At 64.4% G+C, this 22868-nt stretch carries 22 protein-coding genes and 1 pseudogene; 8 read left to right on the top strand and 15 right to left on the bottom strand.

Going from position 1 to position 22868, the window contains the following annotated elements:
* The 10 genes and pseudogenes from FXB40_RS48740 to sdhC all read right to left on the bottom strand — a co-directional run.
* Positions 1-488, bottom strand: a pseudogene (locus tag FXB40_RS48740) (OmpA family protein); the annotation flags it as partial.
* Positions 489-702: 214 nt separating this feature from the next.
* Entirely contained in the window at positions 703-945 is a 243-nt protein-coding gene (locus FXB40_RS25750) for a hypothetical protein (RefSeq protein WP_187437137.1), read from the bottom strand.
* Between the two features lie 71 nt (positions 946-1016).
* On the bottom strand, positions 1017-1403 hold the full coding sequence (locus FXB40_RS25745; RefSeq protein ID WP_148774954.1) for a VOC family protein: 387 nt from the start codon (positions 1401-1403) through the stop codon (positions 1017-1019).
* 21 nt (positions 1404-1424) lie between these two features.
* Complete coding sequence (locus tag FXB40_RS25740; RefSeq protein ID WP_187437136.1) at positions 1425-2249, bottom strand: FkbM family methyltransferase; 825 nt, start codon at positions 2247-2249, stop codon at positions 1425-1427.
* A gap of 164 nt (positions 2250-2413) precedes the next feature.
* Positions 2414-4372: an ABC transporter ATP-binding protein/permease gene (locus FXB40_RS25735; protein WP_148774952.1), complete on the bottom strand. Its 1959-nt coding sequence runs from the start codon at positions 4370-4372 to the stop codon at positions 2414-2416.
* Positions 4373-4425: 53 nt separating this feature from the next.
* Entirely contained in the window at positions 4426-6579 is a 2154-nt protein-coding gene (locus FXB40_RS25730) for a hybrid sensor histidine kinase/response regulator (RefSeq protein ID WP_148774951.1), read from the bottom strand.
* 188 nt (positions 6580-6767) lie between these two features.
* Complete coding sequence (locus FXB40_RS25725) at positions 6768-7550, bottom strand: succinate dehydrogenase iron-sulfur subunit (RefSeq protein ID WP_148774950.1); 783 nt, start codon at positions 7548-7550, stop codon at positions 6768-6770.
* 24 nt (positions 7551-7574) lie between these two features.
* On the bottom strand, positions 7575-9410 hold the full coding sequence (gene sdhA, locus FXB40_RS25720; protein ID WP_148774949.1) for a succinate dehydrogenase flavoprotein subunit: 1836 nt from the start codon (positions 9408-9410) through the stop codon (positions 7575-7577).
* Positions 9411-9413: 3 nt separating this feature from the next.
* On the bottom strand, positions 9414-9818 hold the full coding sequence (gene sdhD / locus FXB40_RS25715) for a succinate dehydrogenase, hydrophobic membrane anchor protein (RefSeq protein WP_148774948.1): 405 nt from the start codon (positions 9816-9818) through the stop codon (positions 9414-9416).
* Positions 9815-10213, bottom strand: a complete 399-nt coding sequence (gene sdhC / locus FXB40_RS25710; protein ID WP_148774947.1) for a succinate dehydrogenase, cytochrome b556 subunit — start codon at positions 10211-10213, stop codon at positions 9815-9817. The genes sdhD and sdhC overlap by 4 nt, the downstream gene beginning before the upstream one ends.
* Positions 10214-10722: 509 nt before the next feature.
* On the opposite strand from sdhC, the gene FXB40_RS25705 reads away from it, so the two are divergent.
* A complete protein-coding gene (locus FXB40_RS25705) occupies positions 10723-11583 on the top strand; it encodes a sulfite exporter TauE/SafE family protein (protein ID WP_148774946.1) in 861 nt (286 codons plus the stop codon).
* 129 nt (positions 11584-11712) lie between these two features.
* Here the strand turns inward: FXB40_RS25705 and FXB40_RS25700 are convergent, their stop codons facing one another.
* Both FXB40_RS25700 and FXB40_RS25695 read right to left on the bottom strand, forming a co-directional pair.
* On the bottom strand, positions 11713-12210 hold the full coding sequence (locus tag FXB40_RS25700; RefSeq protein ID WP_148774945.1) for a DUF3658 domain-containing protein: 498 nt from the start codon (positions 12208-12210) through the stop codon (positions 11713-11715).
* 30 nt (positions 12211-12240) lie between these two features.
* Positions 12241-13770, bottom strand: a complete 1530-nt coding sequence (locus tag FXB40_RS25695) for a malonate--CoA ligase (RefSeq protein WP_148774944.1) — start codon at positions 13768-13770, stop codon at positions 12241-12243.
* A 95-nt stretch (positions 13771-13865) separates the two neighbouring features.
* On the opposite strand from FXB40_RS25695, the gene FXB40_RS25690 reads away from it, so the two are divergent.
* From FXB40_RS25690 to FXB40_RS25675, 4 genes are all read left to right on the top strand, one after another.
* On the top strand, positions 13866-14627 hold the full coding sequence (locus FXB40_RS25690; protein WP_148774943.1) for an SDR family oxidoreductase: 762 nt from the start codon (positions 13866-13868) through the stop codon (positions 14625-14627).
* A 290-nt stretch (positions 14628-14917) separates the two neighbouring features.
* Positions 14918-15472: a fasciclin domain-containing protein gene (locus FXB40_RS25685; RefSeq protein ID WP_045004457.1), complete on the top strand. Its 555-nt coding sequence runs from the start codon at positions 14918-14920 to the stop codon at positions 15470-15472.
* 174 nt (positions 15473-15646) lie between these two features.
* On the top strand, positions 15647-16276 hold the full coding sequence (locus FXB40_RS25680; RefSeq protein WP_148774942.1) for a cytochrome b/b6 domain-containing protein: 630 nt from the start codon (positions 15647-15649) through the stop codon (positions 16274-16276).
* A 15-nt stretch (positions 16277-16291) separates the two neighbouring features.
* Positions 16292-17074 carry a molybdopterin-binding protein gene (locus FXB40_RS25675; protein ID WP_148774941.1) on the top strand — a complete coding sequence of 261 codons (783 nt, stop codon included), beginning with the start codon at positions 16292-16294 and terminating at the stop codon, positions 17072-17074.
* On the opposite strand, the gene FXB40_RS25670 is transcribed toward FXB40_RS25675, so the two are convergent.
* Positions 17061-18260 (bottom strand): YbfB/YjiJ family MFS transporter, encoded by a 1200-nt coding sequence (locus tag FXB40_RS25670; RefSeq protein ID WP_148774940.1) that lies wholly within the window; start codon positions 18258-18260, stop codon positions 17061-17063. The two genes, FXB40_RS25675 and FXB40_RS25670, sit on opposite strands and share 14 nt — an antisense overlap.
* Positions 18261-18392: 132 nt before the next feature.
* Here FXB40_RS25670 and leuB point away from each other — a divergent pair, with 132 nt between their 5' ends.
* Both leuB and FXB40_RS25660 read left to right on the top strand, forming a co-directional pair.
* Positions 18393-19505 carry a 3-isopropylmalate dehydrogenase gene (gene leuB, locus FXB40_RS25665; protein ID WP_148774939.1) on the top strand — a complete coding sequence of 371 codons (1113 nt, stop codon included), beginning with the start codon at positions 18393-18395 and terminating at the stop codon, positions 19503-19505.
* A gap of 128 nt (positions 19506-19633) precedes the next feature.
* Positions 19634-20272 (top strand): DapH/DapD/GlmU-related protein, encoded by a 639-nt coding sequence (locus tag FXB40_RS25660; protein WP_148774938.1) that lies wholly within the window; start codon positions 19634-19636, stop codon positions 20270-20272.
* 74 nt (positions 20273-20346) lie between these two features.
* Here the strand turns inward: FXB40_RS25660 and FXB40_RS25655 are convergent, their stop codons facing one another.
* Both FXB40_RS25655 and FXB40_RS25650 read right to left on the bottom strand, forming a co-directional pair.
* The gene (locus FXB40_RS25655; protein ID WP_148774937.1) at positions 20347-20739 is read right to left on the bottom strand and encodes a hypothetical protein; all 393 of its coding nucleotides are present in this window, start codon (positions 20737-20739) and stop codon (positions 20347-20349) included.
* 155 nt (positions 20740-20894) lie between these two features.
* On the bottom strand, positions 20895-21683 hold the full coding sequence (locus FXB40_RS25650; RefSeq protein WP_148774936.1) for a hypothetical protein: 789 nt from the start codon (positions 21681-21683) through the stop codon (positions 20895-20897).
* Between the two features lie 116 nt (positions 21684-21799).
* Here FXB40_RS25650 and FXB40_RS25645 point away from each other — a divergent pair, with 116 nt between their 5' ends.
* The gene (locus FXB40_RS25645) at positions 21800-22834 is read left to right on the top strand and encodes an aspartate-semialdehyde dehydrogenase (RefSeq protein WP_148774935.1); all 1035 of its coding nucleotides are present in this window, start codon (positions 21800-21802) and stop codon (positions 22832-22834) included.
* Positions 22835-22868 lie beyond the last annotated feature (34 nt).

Below are 22868 nucleotides of genomic sequence, written 5' to 3'. Positions count from 1 at the left end.
GGTGCGTGCTGCTGCGGGGCTGCCGCCGGAGGCGGCGGCGGTGTCGGTGCATGCTGCTGCGGAGCCGCGGCCGGAGGCGGCGTCGGCGCCTTGGGTGCAGCCGGCGGCGGCGGGGGCGGCGGAGGAGCCTGATGAGTCGGGGGCGGCGCGGCCGGGGGAGGCGGCGGCGTCGGACGTGGCGGCGCTGCAGCCGGCGGAGGTGCGGCGGGCGGATGCGGCGGGGCAGCCGCCGGCGGCGGTGCGGCCGGTGCCTTGGGCGGAGCAGGCGGCGGCGCGGCTGGCGGAGGCGGCGCTGCCGGGCGCGCGGCAGGCGGCGGACCCTTCGGCGCTTCCTTCGGAGGCTGCTTCGGTTTTCCGTCAGGGCCCAATTCTGGCTGGGCCTGCGCGATCACGAGCGGCGGCGCGCTTTGCGCATGCGATGCGGAGCTTGCAAATTGCATCGCGGTCAGAGCCGTTGTGGCAAGCAGCACGAAACGAAGGTTGGTCATGTGGTTCAACTTCCCCGGAAGGTTCTTTGACGAAGTCTTGGTTTGAGTCTTGGTTTGACGAAGTGCTGGAATGAACGGATACGCGTTAGGCCGCATTGTGGCGGGCGAAGACATTGCGTCGCGATTTATTTCTGCATGCAAATCATGTCACACAAACTACGTTCATTGCGCATTCAGGCGCAGCTTGCAATCGCCTCACATGTGATCGCTCGTCTCACATCTGGCGCTGCGACGAATTGGCATCCGTCGCGGGATTCGGCGTGAGCGGACCGTTCGGTCCGCGCGATGGAATCTCCTCAGGCATGCGGCCCGGCAATTCATCGGGCCGCGGTGATTCGCCGGGCTCGCGTACAGGCGGCGTGATTTCAGGTTGCGGATTGCCCGGCGGAATTCCGGGTGGTGGCTCGGTGGGCGTGCCGGGTGTCGATGGCGGTATCTCGGGCGGTTCAATCGGCATCGGCATCACAAAGATCAGTTGTCGGGAGAACGACAACGATGATGCCGTGCCGATGTTCCTTAGTCGCCGCGCTATTCCGGTACGTGACAGACCGCCTCGATGTTGTGGCCGTCGGGGTCCAGCACGAAGGCGCCATAATAGTTAGCGTGATAATGCGGGCGCAGGCCGGGCGGCCCGTTGTCGCGGCCACCGGCGGCCATCGCAGCCTTGTAGAACGCGTCGACCGTCGCGCGGTCTTTCGCGAGGATCGCGACATGCACCGGCTTGTTCATCGCGCCCTCGCCGCCGATCCAGAAATCCGGCTTGCCGCCGGAGCCGAAGCCTGCTGCCGCGGCGTGACCGGTCTGCTCCTCCGTCACTTCCATGATCAGGCTGTAGTCGAGCGGCGCCAGTGCCTTGCTGTAGAACGCTTTCGCGGCCTCATAGTCGGAGACGGAGAGGCCCAGGTGATCGATCATCGCAACCTCCGTGGTTCGTCGTCAGCGTGACAGGAACGTATTGCTTCGTGTCTTGCGCGCGATCGTAAAGCCGCGCGTGACCATGTCGGCGATACAATCTTGCTGCCATTCGTTTTGTGACAGATGCTCGATCACGACCGCGCGCGGCCACAGCGCCGGCGGCGCGTCGCGGAAGAAGCCGATCAGCACGCGGTCCTCAAAACCCTCGACGTCGATCTTGAGCGAATCGACCTGGCCGACGCCGGCCTCTTCCAGAATGCGCGTGAGCCTCAGCGACGGCACCTTGATAGCATCACGGCTGGCAGCGCCTGTCACGACGTGCGTGGCGCCGAGATTGCCGCCGCCGCCTTCGATCATCAGCTCGCCGTCGCTGTCGCCTGCGGCGGCCTGCACCAGGCGCACCGGCATCGCGTTCGATGCGGCATGGTTGAACGAGAGCCGCCCAAAGGTCAGTGGATGCGGCTCGATCGCCACCACTTTGCCTGATGGCCCGACTTGTCGCGCCATCACCAGCGCAAAAGTGCCGACATTGGCGCCGACGTCGACGAAGGTGCCGCCGGCCTGCGTGTGCTGGCGCAGGAAGTCGAGCTCGTCGAGATTGTAGTCGGGGTTGAACAGCGCGCCGCGTTCGGTTGCGCTGCCCTGGTGATAGAAGCGGAACGAGGCGCCTTGGTACTGCACGTCGATCGGGCCGCCGCGCAGCAGATTGACCAGCCGCGACATCCATGGCCGGAACGCGCCACGCTTCAGCCCCGATCCTTGCGCGAGGCTGATAATCGCGGCCTGCGCTGCGTTCGGCGCAAACGCGCCGAACGGCGCGGTCGAAAGGGCATTGTCGGGCGTCAAGCAGGCGATCCTCGTTGCAGGCGGCGCATGCATAGCCGGTTTTGCCGGGGACTCCAATCTTCACGAGAGATTAGTAGCCCGGATGGAGCGCAGCGTAATCCGGGGTTCTTGCCGTTCTGATGGACCGTCCCGGATTTCGCTTCGCTCCATCCGGGCTACGAGCCTCACGCCGCCTTTTTCGCAGCCGGCTTGCGCTGCCGCAGGAATCGCCCGAGCAGCTTTCGTTTGCCCTTGCGCGGGATCAGGTCGATGTCGCTGACGAGTTTGGCGCCGCCCTTGCGGCGCTCCAGCACGATCTTGCGGCTGTGAAAGGCCTCCAGCTCGACGCGATGCGCGACGCTGACGATGGTTGCCTTCGGCAGCTCGTCGATGACCATCTTCATCATCTTGTCCTGGCTCTTCTCGTCGAGCGCGGAGGTCGCCTCGTCGAGCACAACGATATCGGGGTTGTGCAGCAGCAGCCGCGCAAAGGCGAGGCGCTGCTTCTCGCCGCCGGACAGCGTCTGGTCCCACGGCGCCTCTTCCTCGATCTTCTCCTTGAGATGGTCGAGGCCGACCTTGTGCAGGGCCTCGCCGATCTCCTCGACGGTCCAGTCGTCCTCGGCGCCGGGATAGGCGACCGCGCGGCGCAAGCTGCCTGACGGCACGTAAGGTCGCTGCGGCAGCATGAACAGCCGCCGGTCTGGATGGAAATTGACGCTGCCGCCACCCCATGGCCAAAGGCCGGCGATGGCGCGCACCAGCGTGCTCTTGCCGGTGCCGGATTCGCCGGCGACCAGAAGCCGCTCGCCGGGCTCGATCGCCACCTCGGTCTCGCCGACCACGGCGGTGCCGTCGTCGAGCGTGACGGAGAGGTCGTTCAGCTCCAGCATGGTCTCGTTGCTGGTCTCGCCGCGCTTGATGCGGCCAAAACCATCGCCCTGCTCGGCGCGCTCGAGGCCGTCGAGCGACATCATCAGCGAGGCGATGCGGCGGGCGCAGGCGTTCCAGTCCGCAAGCCGCGGATAATTGTCGACCAGCCAGCCGAACGCGCTCTGCACGATGGTGAAGGCGGAGGCCGCCTGCATCACCTGTCCGAGGCTCATGCTGCCATCCAGGAATTTTGGCGAGCAGAGCAGAAGCGGCACCACGGGTGCAACGAGGCTCGAGCCCTGCGACACCAGCGTCGTGCGCATGTGCTGGCCCGCGAGCCGCGCCCATTGCCGCAGCACGCGGGTCAAATTGCGGTCGATGCCGCCGCGTTCTTCTTCCTCGCCGCCGAGCAGCGCGATGCTCTCGCCATTCTCGCGCACGCGCGTCAGCGTGTAGCGGAAATCGGCCTCCGCCTGGTTCTTGTCCTCGGAGACCTGCACGAACTGGCGGCCGATCGCCAGGATCGAGCCCGAGGCGATGCCCGCATAGAGCATCGCGGCGATGACGAGGAAGCCGGGAATGGTGATGCTCGATCCACTGATCGTGACGGTGAGCGCACCGCCGATAGTCCAGAGCACGACGATGAAGGTCGCGGCCGACAGCAGGGCGGAGGTCACGCCGGCGAGGAAGTCGACCGGCGAGTCCGTCGCAACGCGCAGATCCTCGGCGATCCGGTATTCCGGATTCTCGTGGTCGCCCCCGACGAGATTGAGCTGGTAGTAGCGCCCGTTGGCGAGCCACCGCGTCAGCACGCTGTTGGTGAGCCAGGCGCGCCAGCGCCGCTGAATGCCCATGCGCGCAAATACCTGCGCGACGCCGAGCACGATGCTGCCGATCGCGAGCGGAAAGAACACCGCGGTGAGGTGGAAGACGGTGGACGCATCCCGCTTCTCGATGGCGTCGAAGATCGCGCGATTCCAGACATTGATGCCGTATTGGAAGCCGACGGTCAGGACGATCAGCACGCCGAGGCCGATCGAGAACGGCCAGGCGAGGCGATCGCCCTTGCGCGCCCAGAAGCCGCGCGCGCTGATCCAGAAGCGAGTGAGGAGATAATCCTTGCGCGCCTGCTCGGCCTCTTCGGGCGAGAGTTCAGGGTCGGGCTCGACCACTTCGGGCGGCGGCGGTGCGATCTCGTCGCCATCCTCGCCCTTGATGTCGACGATGGGCGGCTTCCTGCCCTGTTCGCGCTTTGCGGCTGGCTTTTGCATGGCCGGATAACGCGAGAGAAATCAGACGGTTCCCTTGAGTTCCGCTCGCGCAATCACTCGGCGGCGCCGTCGCGCACCCGTTTCGGCCGCGCCGCTTGGTGCAGGATCCGCGACAGCTCCTCGATCGAATAGGGCTTCTGCACGAGCTCGAAGCCGGCAACGCCGTCCTGGGACAAAGCGTGGCTGTAGCCCGTGGTCAGCACGATCGGCACGCCGATGCAGCGATCGCGGATCGCCTGCGCGAGATCGAGCCCGGTCATCCCGGGCATGACGACGTCGGAGAATACGACATCGAAGCGATCGGGGTCGCCGAGGAGCTCAGTGAGCGCGTCGGTGGCGTTGTCGACCAGCGTGATGCTGTAGCCGAGCTCGGTCAGGCCGTCGGCGGCGAAATTGCCAAGCTCGATATTGTCCTCGACGACCAGCACCGACATGCCGCTGCCGGCGATAGCCGGTGCGGTGGTCGGCGCCTGGCTTCGCGGCAGGAGGGCCGCCGGCACGCGCGGCAGATAGAGCGAGAAGGTGCTGCCCTGGCCGACCTCGCTCACGACGGTCACCTCGCCACCGGATTGCCGGGCGAAGCCGAACACCTGCGACAGGCCGAGGCCGGTGCCCTGGCCGACCTGCTTGGTGGTGAAGAACGGTTCGAAGATGCGTCCCAATTGTGCGGCGGGAATGCCGATGCCGCTATCGCTGACGGTGACGCAGACGAATCCAAGATTTTTCAGGGTCTGGCTTCCGGAGAGATGCGCCAGCGTGTCCGGAACATTCGTCGCCGCGTGCACCGTGAAGACGATCCGGCCCTTGCCCTGCATGGCGTCGCGCGCATTGGTCGCCATGTTGATGATGGCCGTCTCGAATTGGCCGGCGTCGGCATTGACGAGGCAGGGCTCGGTCGGCAGCTGCGTGACGATCTCGATGGCCGATCCGAGCAGCGTGGCGAGCATGTCGCGCAGCGATTGCATGCGATCGCCAATGTCGAACACTTCGGGCTTCAAGGTCTGGCGTCGCGCAAAAGCCAGAAGCTGCGAGGTCAGCTTGGCTGCGCGTGCGACCGCCTCGGCGATCGCCGTGATGTAGCGCTGCCGCCGCTCCTCGCTGATTTGCGGGCGGTTCAGGAGATCGACGGACGCGCGGATCACGGTCAGGAGGTTGTTGAAATCGTGCGCGACGCCGCCGGTGAGCTGGCCTAGCGCCTCCAGCCGCTGGCTATGCTTGAGCGCCTCCTCGGCTTCGCGCCGCCTTGCGGCTTCAAGCTGGAGATGCTGGGTGCGCCGGAAGGCGAAGGCCAGCAGGATGAACAGCAGCGCGGTGGCGGGCACACCGAACACCAGATGTTGGCTCATGGTGGCGAGCCAGCGCGCGCGGATCGCCGACGTCTCGAGGCCGGCGCTGACATAGATCGGATACTCGGCGACGCGCCGGTAACCGATGCGCCGCTCGATCCCGTCCGAGGGCCAGGCGATGGTCATCAGCCCATGATCGGGGCGGGCTGCGATGCTCCGGCCGACCGGACCGCTCGGATCGAGCCGGAACTCGCGATCGAGCCGCGGGAAATGCGCCAGCAGCACGCCGTCGGCGCGTCCCATCGCAAAGAAGCTGCCGGGATCGGTGCCGATCCTGGCGTAAAAGCTCTCGAAATATTCCGGCAGCACGGACGCCTGGATCACACCGATGAAGCTGCCGTCGTCGGTCGAGCGGCGGCGGCTGACGCCGAAGAAGCGCGCGCCCTGGTAGGGCTGCCGCGGCGTCAGCGAGGCGCCGATGAAGGTGCCGATGCTCTGGTCGACATGGGCATAGAAATAGTCGCGGTCGGCAAAGCTCTGATCCGGCGGCGGTGACGCCAGACTGTTGACCAGCGATTTTCCGTTCGCGTCGAAGATCCAGGCCGATTTGAGCTGCGGCAGCGCGTCGGTCAGCTGCCTCAGGCGCCGGTGCAGCACTGGTTCCCGCGACCGGATGACGTCGTCGGGAAGATCGCGCACGACCTCGCTGAGCTCGGCGAGGCTGCGATCGATAGTTTCGAACACCTTGAGCGCGTGCTCGTGCGCGACATCGAGCGTGCGTTCGATCTCACGATCGGCGATGTCGAGGGTCGAGTTGTAGGAGATGGTGGAGGCGATGGCGAACAGCGCAATCGGCAATGCCAGGGATGCGGCCATCATCCACTGCAAGAGTATTAGCGAGTTGCGTTGTGCGCCCTGCACGGTCGCTCCGGTCCCCAGACCGGAAGCTTACTAGAATCTGACGCTTTGAAGGAAGCGACTTGTAGCGGGAACCGGAGGTTGTGGTGCGTCGATTCGCCCGCGGCGCGAGTTGGGGTGGAATTTACCCAAAATCACCCCAGCGGCAGAACATCCCGGGCATTCGGCCCGGGATCGCAGCATGAAGACGCCTAGATCTGGCGCTCGACCATCTTGAGCTTGAGCTCGGCGATGGCCTCGGCCGGGTTCAGGCCCTTCGGGCAGGCCTTGGCGCAGTTCATGATGGTGTGGCAGCGGTAGAGCCGGAATGGGTCTTCGAGATTGTCGAGCCGCTCGCCGGTGGCCTCGTCGCGCGAATCGGACACCCAGCGGTTGGCCTGGAGCAGCGCGGCGGGACCGAGATAGCGGTCGCTGTTCCACCAATAGCTCGGGCACGAGGTCGAGCAGCAGGCGCACAGGATGCACTCGTAGAGGCCGTCGAGCTTCTCGCGATCCTCGTGGCTCTGGCGCCATTCCTTCTGCGGCGTCGGCGAGGTCGTCTTCAGCCACGGCTCGACGGAGGCGTACTGCGCGTAGAAATTGGTGAGGTCAGGAACGAGATCCTTCACCACCGGCTGATGCGGCAGAGGATTGATCTTCACCGCGCCGTCCTTCACGTCGTGCATCGAGCGGGTGCAGGCCAGCGTGTTCTGGCCGTCGATGTTCATGGCGCAGGAGCCGCACACGCCTTCGCGGCAGGAGCGGCGGAAGGTCAGCGACGGATCGATGTGGTTCTTGATCCAGATCAGGCCGTCCAGCACCATCGGACCGCAATCATGGGTGTCGACGTAATAGGTGTCGACGCTCGGATTCTTGCCGTCGTCCGGATTCCAGCGATAGACGCGGAATTCGCGAACGTCGGTCGCGCCCGCGGGCTTCGGCCAGGTCTTGCCGCCGGTGATCTTGGAGTTCTTCGGAAGTGCGAATTCAACCATTTCGATAAAGCTTTCGCTGTTCGCTCAGTAAACGCGCGCTTTGGGCGGGATGTACTGTACGTCGTTGGTCATGGTGTAGTCGTGAACCGGGCGGTACTCGATCTTGACCTTGCCGTTGTCGTCGAGCCAGGCCAGCGTGTGCTTCATCCAGTTCTTGTCGTCGCGCGCGGAGAAGTCCTCGCGGGCATGCGCGCCGCGGCTCTCGGTGCGGTTGGCGGCGGAGTCCATCGTCACCACCGCCTGCGAGATCAGATTGTCGAATTCGAGCGTCTCGACGAGATCCGAATTCCACACCAGCGAGCGGTCGGACACCGCGATGTCGGTGATGCCGCTGTGGACCTTCTCGATCAGGTTTTGGCCTTCGCTCAGAATGTCGCCGGTGCGGAACACGGCGCAATTATTCTGCATCACGTGCTGCATGCCTTCACGCAGCTTCGCGGTCGGCGTGCCGCCGGAGGCGTAGCGGTAATGGTCGAGGCGGCCGAGCGCGAGATCGGACGAGTTCGCCGGCAGCTCGGGCTGCTTGGCGTTCGGCGTCAGCTTCTCGGCAAGACGGAGCGCCGCGGCGCGGCCGAACACGACGAGGTCAATCAGCGAGTTCGAGCCGAGGCGGTTGGCGCCGTGCACCGAGACGCAAGCGGCTTCGCCGATCGCCATCAGGCCGGGGATGATGGCGTTGTCGTCGCCGTCCTTCTTGGTCAGCACTTCGCCGTGATAGTTCGTCGGGATGCCGCCCATGTTGTAGTGCACGGTCGGCACGATCGGGATCGGCTCGCGCGTGACGTCGACATTGGCGAAGATCTTCGCGGATTCGGAGATGCCCGGCAGGCGCTCGGCGAGCACCGCGGGATCGAGATGGTCGAGATGCAGGAAGATGTGATCCTTCTTCTTGCCGACGCCGCGCCCCTCGCGGATCTCGATGGTCATCGCGCGCGAGACGACGTCGCGCGACGCCAGGTCCTTCGCCGACGGCGCGTAGCGCTCCATGAAGCGCTCGCCTTCGGAGTTGACGAGGTAGCCGCCTTCGCCGCGCGCGCCTTCGGTGACGAGGCAGCCCGAACCGTAGATGCCGGTCGGGTGGAATTGCACGAACTCCATGTCCTGCATCGGCAGGCCGGCGCGCAGCACCATGCCGCCGCCGTCACCGGTGCAAGTGTGCGCCGAGGTGCAGGACGCATAGGCGCGGCCGTAACCGCCGGTCGCGAGGATCACGGTCTGGGCGCGGAAACGATGCAGCGTGCCGTCGTCGAGCTTGAGCGCGATGACGCCGCGGCAGGTGCCCTGGTCATCCATGATCAGGTCGATGGCGAAGAACTCGATGAAGAACTCGGCCGCGTGGCGCAGCGACTGGCCGTACATCGTGTGCAGCATGGCGTGGCCGGTGCGGTCGGCGGCGGCGCAGGTGCGCTGTGCCTGGCCCTTGCCGTAGTCCAGGGTCATGCCGCCGAACGGACGCTGGTAGATCTTGCCGTCCTCGGTGCGCGAGAACGGCACGCCCCAATGCTCGAGCTCGTAGACCGCGTCGGGCGCGTTGCGCACCATGTATTCGATCGCGTCCTGGTCGCCGAGCCAGTCCGACCCCTTCACGGTGTCGTACATGTGCCAGCGCCAGTCGTCCTTGTGCATGTTGCCGAGCGAGGCCGAGATGCCGCCCTGTGCCGCAACCGTGTGCGAGCGGGTCGGAAACACTTTGGTGATGCAGGCCGTCTTCAGGCCCGCCTCGCTGCAGCCGACCACGGCGCGCAGGCCCGCGCCGCCGGCGCCGACCACGACGACGTCATAGGTGTGGTCTTCGATCGGATAGGCCTTGCCGTTGGTGGCGGGAGCGCCGTTGGCCTTGCCATTGGTTCCGGTGGCCATGGGTTACACTCCGGATGACAGTTGGAGAATCGCATAGATCGAGGCGAGCGCGACCGCGATCGAGAAGAAGTTGTTGGCCATGATCGAGACGAGCTTCAGCTTCTCGTTGTGGACGTAGTCCTCGATCACGACCTGCATGCCGATCTTCATGTGCCAGGCGCTGGCGATGATGAAGAGGAGCATGATGATGGCGACCGGCAGCGAGCCGAGGATCTGCTTGGCGCCGGCCTGGTTGCGGCCGAGCAGCATCATGATGATCACGAGGACCGGGATCATCAGCAGAACCATCGCGACGGCCGTCAGGCGCTGGCGCCAGAAGTCGGATGTGCCGGAATGCGCAGCGCCCAGATTACGGACGCGGCCGAGCGGGGTGCGCATGCTGCGCTTCGGCGTATCGGCTGTGCTCATCGTCCACCTCCGATCATATAGGCGATGATCCAGATCAGCACCGTCAGCACGATGCCGCCGATCGCTGCGCCCCAGGTCAGCGCTTCACGCTCATTGGCCTTGAAGCCGTAGCCGAGGTCCCACACGAAGTGCCGGATGCCGCTCAGCATATGGTGCATCAGCGCCCAGGTGTAGCCGAACACGATCAACCGCCCGATGATGCTGCCGGTGAAGGCCTGCACATTGGCGTAGGCGGCAGGCCCCGATGCCGCCGCAACCAGCCACCAGACCAGCAGCAGGGTTCCGACGTACAGGGCGATACCGGTGGCGCGATGGACGATGGACAGCGCCATCGTCAACGTCCAGCGGTAGATTTGCATGTGTGGGGAAAGCGGTCGTTCGATCCGTGCGGTCATGGGCTTTTGATGTTTATGGCGGCCCGGCAGAGGGCACGCGGGGATCGCGAAAGGTCGGCTCTATTTACGGAGTCGATTTGGCCTGCGCAATCACCAAATCGCCATAAATCGAACCGGAGTTCAGCCCTACGGCGTTGATGCAACAAGCCAATCAGGGGCTTGGTATACCAGGGCGATGGTGCACCGGCCAAGGATAGAATATTAATTCATCTTTTGCGGTGACCGCCGAGGCGCATTGAAATCACTATTGGAACGGCTCTAAGCCGCCGGTCGGCTGCCAGGGTTCGAACCAGTCAGTTCATGACGCTCAAGACGATGCGGATGGGTGATGCGCCCTTTCCAATTTCCGCCTTGCGCATCGATTTTCCGTCAGGCGGCGGTTATGCGCAACTTGCATTCCACCCCAGCCGGAAGCCACGGCGTGTCGACCACACAAATCGGATCGCCTACAGCTTCTCGCGCAGCTCATTCCGCTGGGGCGAATCGGAGAAGTTGCGGGGCAGGTCCGGGTGATTGCAGGTCTTGATATCAAGGAGCTCGTCGAGCTCGCGCTGCTGCTGATCGCAGTCGGCGCGCTCTCCGGATTTCTCGCCGGCGTGTTCGGCATCGGCGGCGGCGCGATTCTCGTGCCGGTGTTTTACGAATGCTTCCGCATCGCCGGCGTGCCGCTCGAGGTGCGCATGCCGCTTTGTGTCGGCACGTCGCTCGCGGTGATCATCCCGACCTCGATCCGTTCGTTCCAGGCGCACTACAAACGCGGCGCGGTCGACTTGGGCGTCCTGCGCGTCTGGTGGATTCCGATCCTGATCGGCGTCGTCACCGGTAGCGTGGTCGCGCGCTACGCGCCGGAGCGGCTGTTCAAGATCGTCTTCGTCTGTGTCGCCTGGTCGGCCGCCGTGCGGCTGATCTTCGCGCGCGAGACCTGGAAGCTCGGTGACGATCTGCCGAAGGGCCCGTTGATGCGCGTCTACGGCTTCTGTGTCGGCATCCTCTCGACGCTGATGGGCATCGGCGGCGGCCTGTTCTCGAATCTGCTGATGACCTTCTATGGCCGGCCGATTCATCAGGCGGTCGCGACCTCGTCGGCGCTCGCGGTGCTGATCTCGATCCCCGGCGCGCTCGGCTACATCTATGCCGGCTGGCCGGCGGCCGCGACCTATCCAAGCGTTGCCGCCCTGCAGGTCCCCTTCGCGCTCGGCTACGTCTCGCTGATCGGCGCCGTGCTGGTGATGCCGATGAGCCTCGTGACGGCGCCGCTCGGTGTGAGGGCGGCGCATGCGATGTCCAAGCGCACGTTGGAAGTCGCGTTCGGCTGCTATCTGTTTATCGTCGGCAGCCGGTTTGTGATGAGCTTGGTGGGCGGGCAGTGAGCGCCGGCATCGTAGGGTGGGTTAGCGCAGCGTAACCCACCACTTCTGTCACCGCGGAGACCAAAGAGGTGGGTTACGCCCTGCGAACTGCGCTCCGCGCAGTCGCAGGGCTAACCCACCCTACGGACCCTAGTCTTTCAAACGCACTTCGCTATGGAGCCACGATTGGAGATCGCCGATCCCTTCGATCCGATCGGAGTCGGACAGCACTTTCAATCGCGCCGCAATCATCTTGTCTTCGATCGGCAAGCCAAGCTCTTGGCAGCGCTTCATCACAAGAGAGACCATCATGGAGGTCTTCCGCCAAGTCGGCTTCATCGTCGAGAAAATGATCTCATCGAGTTGCTCCTCAGTCACCGATGGCGGGAGCCGGACCTCATCCCACGTGAGCTCGCAGACAAATGTATACGGTTCTCGATCGGACTTTGGCGGCTCTAGATCCGGATACTGATCGTAGATTGGCCGAAGCAACTCGTCCTCCAAAGCGCCAACGACGCTATAAAAGCAATCTTCGAGCTCAATACGCTCGGCCTTGCCAAGGTCCGCGATAGCCATTCGGGCCCGATCCAATGCCGCGCAGGCATCAAGGAGATGATGGCTGATCCGGACAGCCTGCTCGAGTTTCATGCGTCCCCCAGCTCGGAGCAGTTGCGCCCCTCATTTCTTCGCAAAAATATCCTTGTACGTATCCCGCAGTACGTTCTTCTGCACCTTGCCCATCGTATTCCGCGGCAGCTCGTCGACGACGAAGACGCGCTTGGGCATCTTGAACTTAGCCAGGCGCCCGTCGAGCGCCTTCAGCACCGCGGCTTCGGTGACATCGGCGCCCTTGTTGCAGACCAGCACCGCGGTCACCCCTTCGCCGAAATCGGCATGCGGCACGCCGATCACGGCCGATTCGATCACGCCCGGCATGGCGTCGATCTCGCTCTCGATTTCCTTCGGGTAGACGTTGAAGCCGCCGGAGATCACGAGATCCTTGCCGCGGCCGAGGATGTGGACGTAGCCCTTGGCGTCGATCTTGCCGAGATCGCCGGTGATGAAGAAGCCGTCGGGCCGGAATTCGGACTTGGTTTTCTCTGGCATGCGCCAATAGCCTTTGAACACGTTCGGGCCCTTGACCTCGATCATGCCGATCTGGTCGCGCGGCAATTCCTTGCCGGTCTCGGGCTCGGTCACGCGCACGGAGACGCCGGGGAGCGGAAAGCCGACCGCGCCGGGCAGGCGCTCGCCGTCATACGGGTTCGACGTGTTCATGTTGGTCTCGGTCATGCCGTAGCGCTCGAGCACGGCGTGTCCGGTCCGCGCGGACCATTCGCGATGGGTTTCGGCCAAGAGCGGCGCCGAGCCCGAAATGAACAGCCGCATATGCCTGGTCGTCTCGCGCGACAGCGCGGGGTTCTGCAGAAGCCGCGTATAGAATGTCGGGACGCCCATCAGCACCGTCGCACGCGCCATCAGCTTGATGATCAGATCCGGATCCAGCTTCGGCAGGAAGATCATCGACGCCCGCGAAAACAGCGTCACGTTGGTCGCCACGAACAGGCCGTGCGTGTGATAGATCGGCAGTGCGTGGATGAGCACGTCCTTGTCGGTGAAGCGCCAGTAGCCGACGAGTGAGAGCGAGTTCGACGCGAGATTGTCGTGCGTGAGCATCGCGCCCTTGGAGCGGCCGGTGGTGCCTGATGTGTAGAGGATCGCGGCCAGATCGTCGTTCGCGCGCGAGACGGTCGCAAACTCGCTGCTCGCCTTCTCGGCTGCCTCGGTCAGCGAGCCCTTGCCATCAGGCCCGAGCGTTTCGACCTTGGCTTTCACCTTGGCGGCGATCGGGGCGAGCCCTTCCGCCTTGGAGGGATCGCAGACCACCAGCGACGGCTCGGCATCGCCAATAAAATAGTCGAGCTCGTTCAGCGTATAGGCGGTGTTGAGCGGCAGATAGACCGCGCCGGCCCGTACCGTGCCGAGATACAGCACGATATTCGCCACCGATTTCTCGACCTGCACCGCGACGCGGTCGCCGGGCTTGACGCCGCGCGCCACCAGCACATTCGCCATTTGCCCGGCCCGCGCGATCAGATCGCCATAGCTGATATGGGCGCCGTCCTGCGTCTCGATGGCGAGGCGTTTGGGGTCGTTGAGGCCGCCGAACAGGCGGGAAAACAGATTGGCGTTGGCTGCTTGGTTCATGCAAGATTTCCTCGACCGCAAGGCAAACAAGGCCGGTCAAAACCGAGGGCTGGATTAGCAAAAACCGCCCCAATGAAGCAACGGAGACAGTTGGCATGGCAAAAAACGGGAAACGCGTGGCCTGGGTCACGGGCGGCGGTAGCGGGATCGGAGAGGCCGGCGCCGAGGCGCTCGCGGCTGATGGCTGGACGGTGGTGGTCTCGGGCCGCCGCAAGGACGCCCTGGAGACCGTGGTCGCGAAGATCGCCAAGGCCGGCGGGGCGGCCGAGGCGCTGGCGCTGGACGTGTCCAGCGCGACTGATGCCCAGAAGGCGGCCGACCACATCGTTGCGAAGCACGGCCGGATCGACCTGCTCGTGAACAATGCCGGCATCAATGTCCCCAAGCGGAGCTGGAAGGACATGGAATTGGAGGGCTGGGACAGACTGGTCCAGGTCAATCTCAACGGCGTGCTCTATTGCATGCGCGCGGTGCTGCCGACGATGCGCAAGCAACAGGACGGCTCGATCATCAACGTCTCGTCCTGGGCCGGCCGCCACGTCTCGAAGATGCCGGGCCCGGCCTACACCACCACCAAACATGCGGTGCTGGCACTGACCCATTCCTTCAACATGGACGAATGCGTCAACGGCCTGCGCGCCTGTTGCCTGATGCCGGGCGAGGTCGCGACGCCGATTTTGAAACTCCGCCCGGTGGTGCCGAGCGATGAAGAACAGGCGAAGATGCTGCAGTCCGAAGATCTCGGCCGCACCATCGCGTTCATCGCCTCGATGCCGCCGCGCGTCTGCATCAACGAGCTCCTGATCAGCCCGACGCATAATCGCGGGTTCATCCAGACGCCGTTGAGCAGGGATTAAGGATCGTCAGTAGCCCGGATGGAGCGAAACGTAATCCGGGACCCTCCGCATGTAGCGACCCCGGATTACGCTTCGCTCCATCCGGGCTACGATCCTCGCGCCACCCCACGAAGCATCCCCCGCATAGTTTCACCCATCACAATAAATTATTCCCCGAAACCACTTCGCAGACCGTCCCGTAGTTCGGACCAACGACGCGTTACTGCTTCACGTCAAACTGTCGCAGCCGCCGTTGTTGCCCCAACGCAAACGCCGGCGAATTGCCGGCCACAATCATCGGGAGTTTCTCCATGTCGAAGCGCATTGCCTATCTCACCGCTGCAGCCTTCAGCGCGCTGGCCATCACCGCGACCGTCGTCGCGCCCGCCCGCGCCGAGGAAAAGACCGTCATGGTCGGCGGCGCCGCGATGTTCCCGTCGAAGAACATCGTCCAGAACGCGGTCAACTCGAAGGACCACACCACGCTGGTTGCGGCGGTGAAGGCGGCCGGTCTCGTCCCGACGCTGGAAGGCAAGGGCCCATTCACGGTGTTCGCGCCGACCAATGCCGCCTTCGGCAAGTTGCCGGCCGGCACCGTCGACACCCTGGTCAAGCCTGAGAACAAGGCGACCCTGACCAAGATCCTCACCTACCATGTCGTGGCCGGCAAGCTCGAGGCCTCCGACCTCACCGACGGCAAGAAGCTCAAGACCGTCGAGGGCGAGGAACTCACCGTCAAGAAGCAGGACGGCAAGGTCTGGATCGTCGATGCCAAGGGCGGCACCTCGATGGTGACGATTTCCAACGTCAACCAGTCCAACGGCGTGATCCATGTGGTCGACACCGTGCTGATGCCGGCGACGTAACACCGCGAAACCCTGTTTCATCCCCCACAGGATGCGGCAAAACAGCGAGCCGGGGAGACCCGGCTCGCTTTATTGTGACCACCATGGCCGGCGATTCAATTGCGGGCCTGGCGTAACGAAGGCGGGCCGACTGGCGTATACTTGCCGACACACGATCTTCAGGACGGAACCACCATGTCGAGTCTTACAGTCACCGACGAGCATATCAGTGCCAAGCCCGCCAAGGTGATCCAGCCGGTCTGGGTCCGGGTGATGCACTGGACCAATGCTTTTGCCATGATCCTGATGATCCTGTCGGGCTGGCAGATCTACAACGCTTCGCCGCTGTTCAATTTCAGCTTTCCGCGCGAGTACACGCTGGGCGGCTGGCTCGGCGGCGGACTGCTCTGGCATTTTGCGGCGATGTGGCTGCTGATGGTTAACGGCCTCGCCTATCTCATCGCTGGTTTCGCCACCGGCCGCTTCGCTAAGAAGCTGCTGCCGATCACGCCGACGGGCGTGCTCCACGACGTCAGGGCTGCGCTCACCTTCAAGCTCAGCCATGACGACCTCAGCGTCTACAATTACGTGCAGCGTACGCTCTATGCCGGGATCATCGTGGTCGGCGTGCTGATCGTGCTGTCCGGCCTGTCGATGTGGAAGCCGGTGCAATTGCACTGGCTGGTGACGCTGTTCGGCGATTATCCGACCGCGCGTTACGTGCACTTCTTCTGCATGGCCGCGATCTGCGCCTTCCTCGTCATTCACGTGTTGCTCGCGCTGCTGGTGCCGAAGAGCCTGCGCGCGATGATCATCGGCCGCTAGAGAGGGAGAGCAGATATGGCCAAGCGTTCATTCCTGATCCCCGGCGTCGACAAGCGGCTCTTGATCAAGGATTCCATCAAGACCATGCCCGACGTCACCCGCCGCCGCTTCATCGCGGGTGGCGCGAGCCTCGGCGCGCTGACCTTGCTCACCGGCTGCGACGTGGTCGATTCCTCCTCCGCCGATGCGTTGCTCGCGAAGATCTCGAAATTCAACGACGCGGTGCAGGATTTCATCTTCAATCCCGACGCACTGGCGCCGACCTTTCCCGAGAGCGCGATCACAAAGCCGTTCCCGTTCAACGCCTATTACGATCTCGACGACGCGCCGGAGGTGGATGGCGAGGCCTGGAAGCTCGAGGTGCGCGGCCTCGTCGACAACAAGAAGTCGTGGACGCTGCCCGAGCTCACCAAGTTGCCGCAGTTCACGCAGATCACCCGCCACATCTGCGTCGAAGGCTGGAGCGCGATCGGCAGCTGGACCGGCACGCCGCTTCGCGATTTCCTGAAACTGGTCGGCGCCGACACGCGCGCGAAATACGTCTGGTTCCAGTGCGCCGACAAGGACGGCTACAACTCGCCGCTCGATATGCGCACTGCGCTGCATCCGCAGACGCAGATGACGTTCAAATATGCCAACGAGATTTTGCCCCGCGCCTACGGTTTTCCGATGAAGATCCGCGTGCCGACAAAGCTCGGCTTCAAGAACCCGAAATACGTGGTCTCGATGGAAGTCACCAACGAGTACAAGGGCGGCTATTGGGAAGACCAGGGGTATAATTCGTTCAGTGGGAGCTAGGCGCCGGCCCCACCTTCCGCTGACACAACGCCGCCACCGCCCCCAGCGCCAGCAGTGCCGCCGAGACATTCAGCGCGTAACTCAGGCTCGCCAGCGCATCCGTGATCGCGCCGACCACGATCGGGCCGAGCGTCTGCCCGACGCCGAACGAGATCGTCATCGCTGCGATCGCGGTCGGCCACTCCTCATGCGGATAGTTGAAGCGCACGAAGGCGGTGGTCGAGCCGACCACGGCAAAGAAGGCGACGCCGAACACCACCGCCGAGGTCGCAAGCCACGCGGTTGAATGTCCGAGCATCGGCAGGCCGGCGCCGATCGCGTTGGTGCCGAGGATGATCGCGGTGGCGAGACCGCCGCGGTCGAGCGCGAGCACACGCCGCCAGACCCAGGGCGTCACGAATGCACTCATGCCGATCAAGCCCCAGAATCCGGCCTGTGCCGCCGCACCGCCGCCGCCGTCGCGCACATAGGCGATCATGAAGGTCATGTAGGCGATGTAGCCCGCGCCAAACAGGAAGTAGGCGGCGAGATAGATCAGCACGGGAAGAATCCGGAAAGAGGCGTGGCTGCCTTCCGAAAAACGCGCGCCGCTCTCGATCCGGACCAGGAACAGCGGCACCGTCATCGCAGCCGAGAGCAGCGTCAGCGCCCACCACACGATCCACCACGAGCCCGGGCCGAAATGCTGCAGCGTGAACGGCGCGATCAGGCCGGAGGAGAGAATGCCGATGCCGGGGCCGGCATAAAACAGGCTCAGCAGGAAATTGGCCCGCTCCGGGCGCGATTGCGCGACGGTCGCGGCGAGCGCGCCGCCGGCCACGAAGCCGGCCGCGGCGCCGATACCGAGCACCAGCCGCGCCAGGCTCAGCGCGAAAAAATTCCCGGTCAAGGCGCAGACCGCCAGCGCGGCGACGCAGGCCACGGTTCCGCCGCGGATCGCGGCCGACCAGCCGACGCGCTGGATCAGCCGGGACGCCACCAGCGCACCCACGAGGTAGCCGACGGCGTTGATGGTGTTCATGAAACCGGCCGCCGAGTAGGACCAGCCGAGGTCCTCCCGCATATCCGGCAGCACCAGCGCATAGGCAAAACGGCCGATGCCGAGCCCGACCGTCGCAGCCAGCGACAGGGTCAGGATCAGCCGCGCGGGGTGCGCGTCGGGCGGGGGTCTATCAGGGGCGAGCAAGGGGTACTCCGGCCTCTCCAGTGTGGCAGGCCCTGCCCGCCTTGCACAGCCGCGCGGCGGCAATGGTGTCTTGCCAAGCGCGCAACGCCGCTCTAGCACTCCGGCCGAATTTCGATCTCAGAGGAAACGACCATGGCGACCCACAAATTGCTGCTGCTCCCCGGCGACGGTATCGGCCCCGAGGTGATGGGCGAGGTGAAGCGGCTGATCGATTGGCTCAATAGCGCGGGAATCGCCAAATTCGAGACCGATACCGGCCTCGTCGGCGGCTCGGCCTACGACGCCCACAAGGTGTCGATCTCCGAGGGCGACATGGCCAAGGCGCTTGCCGCCGACGCCATCATCTTTGGCGCGGTCGGCGGGCCGAAATGGGATGCTGTGCCCTATGAAGTGCGCCCCGAGGCCGGCCTGCTGCGGCTGCGCAAGGATCTCGCTTTGTTCGCCAACCTCCGCCCCGCCGTCTGCTATCCGGCGCTGGCCGATGCCTCCAGCCTGAAGCGCGAGGCGGTCGAGGGTCTCGACATCGTCATCGTGCGCGAGCTCACCGGCGGCGTCTATTTCGGCGAGCCCAAGACCATCACGGATCTCGGCAACGGCCAGAAGCGCGCCATCGATACCCAGGTCTACGACACCTATGAGATCGAGCGCATCGGCCGCGTCGCCTTCGAGCTTGCCAGGAAGCGCAAGAACAAGGTGACGTCGATGGAGAAGCGAAACGTCATGAAGTCGGGCGTGCTCTGGAACGAGGTCATGACCCAGGTCCACAAGCGCGAATATCCCGATGTCACGCTCGAGCATCAGCTCGCCGATTCCGGCGGCATGATGCTGGTGAAAGCGCCGAAGCAGTTCGACGTCATCGTCACCGACAATCTGTTCGGCGACATGCTGTCCGACATCGCGGCGATGCTCACCGGATCGCTCGGCATGCTGCCCTCGGCCTCGCTCGGCGAAGTGGACGTCAAGAGCAAGAAGCGCAAGGCGCTGTACGAGCCCGTGCACGGTTCGGCGCCTGACATCGCGGGCCAGGGCCTCGCCAATCCGATCGCGATGATCTCGTCGTTCGGCATGGCGCTGCGCTATTCCTTCGACATGGGCGCGCTCGCCGACAAGGTTGACGCCGCGATTGCCGCCGTGCTCGCCAGCGGCCTGCGGACCGCCGACATCAAGTCGGAAGGCACCACGGCCGCCTCGACCACGCAGATGGGCGAAGCGATCTTGAAGGAACTGCAGAAGCTGCACGCGTAGCCACAAGCAAAGCTATCGTAGGGTGGGTTAGCGCAGCGTAACCACCTCTTTTGTTTCCGCGGAGATGGACAGTGGTGGGTTACGCCTTCGGCTAACCCCACCCTACGGCATGCTTTTGGAGCCCCGTCATGGACGCCTCACCCCGCCCCAAGATCGCGGAAACCATCATCCATGAAACGGTGCGCCAGCGCGAGGCGCAGATTGGACGCCGCTGCGAGATCCTCAGCCATACGCGCATCGAATATGCCTCGCTCGGCGACTACTCCTATCTCGGCGAGAATTGCGACGTCGCCGATGCCGTGATCGGAAAATTCACGGCGATCGCAAATTCGGTGCGGATCGGCGCGCCGAACCATCCGATGAGCCGCGCGTCGCAGCATCGCTTCACTTATGTTCCCGAATATTACGAGGCAACAACGAGCCGCGACCGCGACTTCTTCGCGGACCGCCGCGGCGACCGCGTCATCGTCGGCAATGATGTCTGGATCGGCCACGCCGCCATCCTGCTGCCCGGCGTCACGGTCGGCGACGGTGCGGTGATCGGTGCGGGCGCGGTCGTCAGCCGCGATGTCGCGCCCTACACCATCGTCGGCGGTGTTCCCGCACGCGCCATCCGCAAGCGCTTTGATGATGCCGTCGCCGACAGCCTGCGCCGCATCGCCTGGTGGGACTGGCCGGATGAGCTGATCTTCGAGCGCCTCGCCGATTTCCGCACCGAGGCGATCGAAGATTTTTGCAGGCGTTATGACCCGGCGGCCAACGGGTAAGGCGGACGCAGCTCGCAAAAACAAAAATGGCCGGGCGTGAGCCCGGCCTTTTGATTCGGTAGATCGCGTCCGCCTCAGTACAGCGGGAAATTCTGCGGGTAGCCGCCGAGATCGGCCGGCGTGGGCAGCGGCTGGCGATCGATCGGGCGGTTGTTGTTCTCGCGGGCGAAGGACGGATAGCCAACGGCCGGCGGGAAGGCGTAGTCGCTGAACTTGCGATCGCCCGGATTGACCTCGGTGCCGCCGTCGAGCCAGGAGCGCTTGCTCACATAGATACGGGTACGGCCCTGCTGGTAGACCGCGTTGGGACCGCTCGGGCCGTAAACCGGCCGGCCGCGATCGTCATAGCGCTGCTGCTGCTTGGTCTTGGTATCGGCCGAAGCCGGCGCAGCGAAAGCCATCGCAACCACGGCGCCCGCCGCAAGCAAGGTCGCCAGTTTGGTCGCGGCAAAAAAATTCGAGCTCATCACGTCCCCTTCAGGCGGCAAGCCGCCAGTCGATTTCGCCCTATACTAGCCCGGCCGGGGTGGCCGCAACTAGGTCAATTCAGTCACACCACGCCGGAATAATCGTGCGCGCCGGCAAAAGTTGCATGCAAACCAGTCACTTGGCCTGATGCCGTTTAAAGCGCCCCGCGCAATTGTGCGTTGGCGGCGCCCAGCAGCCAGTCGCCAGAGCCGGCGGGATCGCAGGCGCGGCGCTTCAGCTCCGCATGGGCGAACAATTCCGCGAGCTTCGGCTCGTTGCCGGAGGCGAGCTGCGTCAGCCGGTTCAGCGTGCAGGCGATCGCTGCGCGGCGGGCCGGCATGGTGTCGCCCTGGCAGGAGAAGCCGGAGATCTGCAACGCCGGCTCCTCGTTGCGCTTGAGATAGCCGAGGCAGGACGGCGTCCCGTCCGCCGTGCCGGTCGGCCGGAACAGGGCGACGGGACCGAATTTGGTGTCGATCAGGCCGGCCTGCTCGAGCGCGGTCGCCGCACCCAGGCCCATCTGGATGGCGAGGCCTGCGGTCGCCGGGCGCGTCACGTCGAATTCGCTGCCTTCCCGGTAGATCTCGAGTTCGGCCGGGGGCTTGTCCGCCTCGCCAGTCCAGCGCATCACGTCGCGCCGGCCGCCTTCGGGATGTCGGAGGATGGTGTAAGAGGCTGTTTTTTCTGATGAATCGAGCCGACTGAGGGCAAAGGCCGGATGCGACCGGTCCGCGACAGCCCAGCCCGGCTTCTCGGCGGATTCATCGTCGCGCAGATCTGGTAGCTGGCCGAGCCCGGCGAGCGCGAGGATGGCAAACAGCGCGAGCGTCCCCACATAGGCGAACAGGCGCGCCAGCGTGCCGACGACTTCGTCGGCGAAATTGGCGAGCGCTAAATGGATCTGGGTGGGCGTTGCGGCCGTGCTGGCCTCGGGCGACTGCATCCACGGCCTTCAGGCATGGTCCAACGTTGTCTTGAGGCCGGTTCTCGCATAGAAGCGCTGCTCTTCCTGTTTAAGCGTCAGCTTCAGGAACGGGCTTTTTCATCGGAGAGTGAACGATGGGTTACAAAGTCGCAGTCGTCGGCGCGACCGGCAATGTCGGACGGGAAATGCTCAACATCCTCGATGAGCGCAAATTCCCCGCGGACGAGGTCGTGGCCCTGGCGTCACGGCGCAGCATGGGCGTCGAGGTCTCCTATGGCGACCGCACCCTGAAGTGCAAGGCGCTCGAGCACTTTGATTTCTCCGATGTCGACATCTGCCTGATGTCGGCGGGCGGCGAGGTGTCGAAGGAATGGTCGCCGAAGATCGGCGCCGCCGGCACGGTCGTGATCGACAATTCCTCGGCCTGGCGCATGGATCCGGACGTGCCGCTGATCGTGCCGGAAGTGAACGCGGACGCAACAGCCGGCTTCAAGACGAAGAACATCATTGCCAACCCGAACTGCTCGACCGCGCAACTCGTGGTCGCGCTGAAGCCGCTGCACGACAAGGCGACGATCAAGCGCGTCGTGGTCTCGACCTATCAATCGGTGTCGGGTGCCGGCAAGGATGCGATGGACGAACTGTTCTCGCAGACCAAGGCCGTCTACACCAACCAGGAGCTGGTCAGTAAGAAGTTTCCCACGCGCATCGCCTTCAATGTCATTCCCCACATCGACGTCTTCATGGAGGACGGCTACACCAAGGAAGAGTGGAAGATGATGATGGAGACCAAGAAGATCCTTGATCCCAAGATCAAGCTCTCCGCCACCTGCGTGCGCGTGCCGGTGTTCGTCGGCCACTCCGAGGCCGTCAACATCGAGTTCGAGAATCCGATCAGCGCGGATGAAGCGCGCGACATCCTGCGCAAGTCGCCCGGCTGTCTCGTCATCGACAAGCACGAGCCCGGCGGCTACGCCACGCCGTATGAAGCGGCCGGCGAGGACGCCACCTACATCAGCCGCATCCGCGAGGATGCGACGGTTGAGAACGGCCTCGTACTGTGGTGCGTGTCGGACAATCTTCGCAAGGGCGCCGCGCTCAACGCGATCCAGATCGCGGAAGTCCTGATCAATCGTAAGCTGATCAGCGCGAAGAAGAAGGCGGCGTAAGCTCCGTCACCGATCTCGTCGAGCCTGTGAGCCA

Source organism: Bradyrhizobium rifense (genome assembly GCF_008123425.1).
Lineage (GTDB): Bacteria > Pseudomonadota > Alphaproteobacteria > Rhizobiales > Xanthobacteraceae > Bradyrhizobium > Bradyrhizobium rifense.
Note: the sequence above shows the minus strand (reverse complement) of the source record. Positions and strands in the feature narration are given on the sequence as shown.

Coding starts and splice junctions, on each gene's coding strand:
- FXB40_RS25750 (WP_187437137.1), bottom strand. CDS start 945: ATGCCGATTGAACCGCCCGAGATACCGCCATCGACACCCGGCACGCCC.
- FXB40_RS25745 (WP_148774954.1), bottom strand. CDS start 1,403: ATGATCGATCACCTGGGCCTCTCCGTCTCCGACTATGAGGCCGCGAAA.
- FXB40_RS25735 (WP_148774952.1), bottom strand. CDS start 4,372: ATGCAAAAGCCAGCCGCAAAGCGCGAACAGGGCAGGAAGCCGCCCATC.
- FXB40_RS25725 (WP_148774950.1), bottom strand. CDS start 7,550: ATGGTTGAATTCGCACTTCCGAAGAACTCCAAGATCACCGGCGGCAAG.
- sdhA (WP_148774949.1), bottom strand. CDS start 9,410: ATGGCCACCGGAACCAATGGCAAGGCCAACGGCGCTCCCGCCACCAAC.
- sdhD (WP_148774948.1), bottom strand. CDS start 9,818: ATGAGCACAGCCGATACGCCGAAGCGCAGCATGCGCACCCCGCTCGGC.
- sdhC (WP_148774947.1), bottom strand. CDS start 10,213: ATGACCGCACGGATCGAACGACCGCTTTCCCCACACATGCAAATCTAC.
- FXB40_RS25700 (WP_148774945.1), bottom strand. CDS start 12,210: ATGAAACTCGAGCAGGCTGTCCGGATCAGCCATCATCTCCTTGATGCC.
- FXB40_RS25695 (WP_148774944.1), bottom strand. CDS start 13,770: ATGAACCAAGCAGCCAACGCCAATCTGTTTTCCCGCCTGTTCGGCGGC.
- FXB40_RS25690 (WP_148774943.1), top strand. CDS start 13,866: ATGGCAAAAAACGGGAAACGCGTGGCCTGGGTCACGGGCGGCGGTAGC.
- FXB40_RS25685 (WP_045004457.1), top strand. CDS start 14,918: ATGTCGAAGCGCATTGCCTATCTCACCGCTGCAGCCTTCAGCGCGCTG.
- FXB40_RS25680 (WP_148774942.1), top strand. CDS start 15,647: ATGTCGAGTCTTACAGTCACCGACGAGCATATCAGTGCCAAGCCCGCC.
- FXB40_RS25675 (WP_148774941.1), top strand. CDS start 16,292: ATGGCCAAGCGTTCATTCCTGATCCCCGGCGTCGACAAGCGGCTCTTG.
- leuB (WP_148774939.1), top strand. CDS start 18,393: ATGGCGACCCACAAATTGCTGCTGCTCCCCGGCGACGGTATCGGCCCC.
- FXB40_RS25660 (WP_148774938.1), top strand. CDS start 19,634: ATGGACGCCTCACCCCGCCCCAAGATCGCGGAAACCATCATCCATGAA.
- FXB40_RS25655 (WP_148774937.1), bottom strand. CDS start 20,739: ATGAGCTCGAATTTTTTTGCCGCGACCAAACTGGCGACCTTGCTTGCG.
- FXB40_RS25650 (WP_148774936.1), bottom strand. CDS start 21,683: ATGCAGTCGCCCGAGGCCAGCACGGCCGCAACGCCCACCCAGATCCAT.
- FXB40_RS25645 (WP_148774935.1), top strand. CDS start 21,800: ATGGGTTACAAAGTCGCAGTCGTCGGCGCGACCGGCAATGTCGGACGG.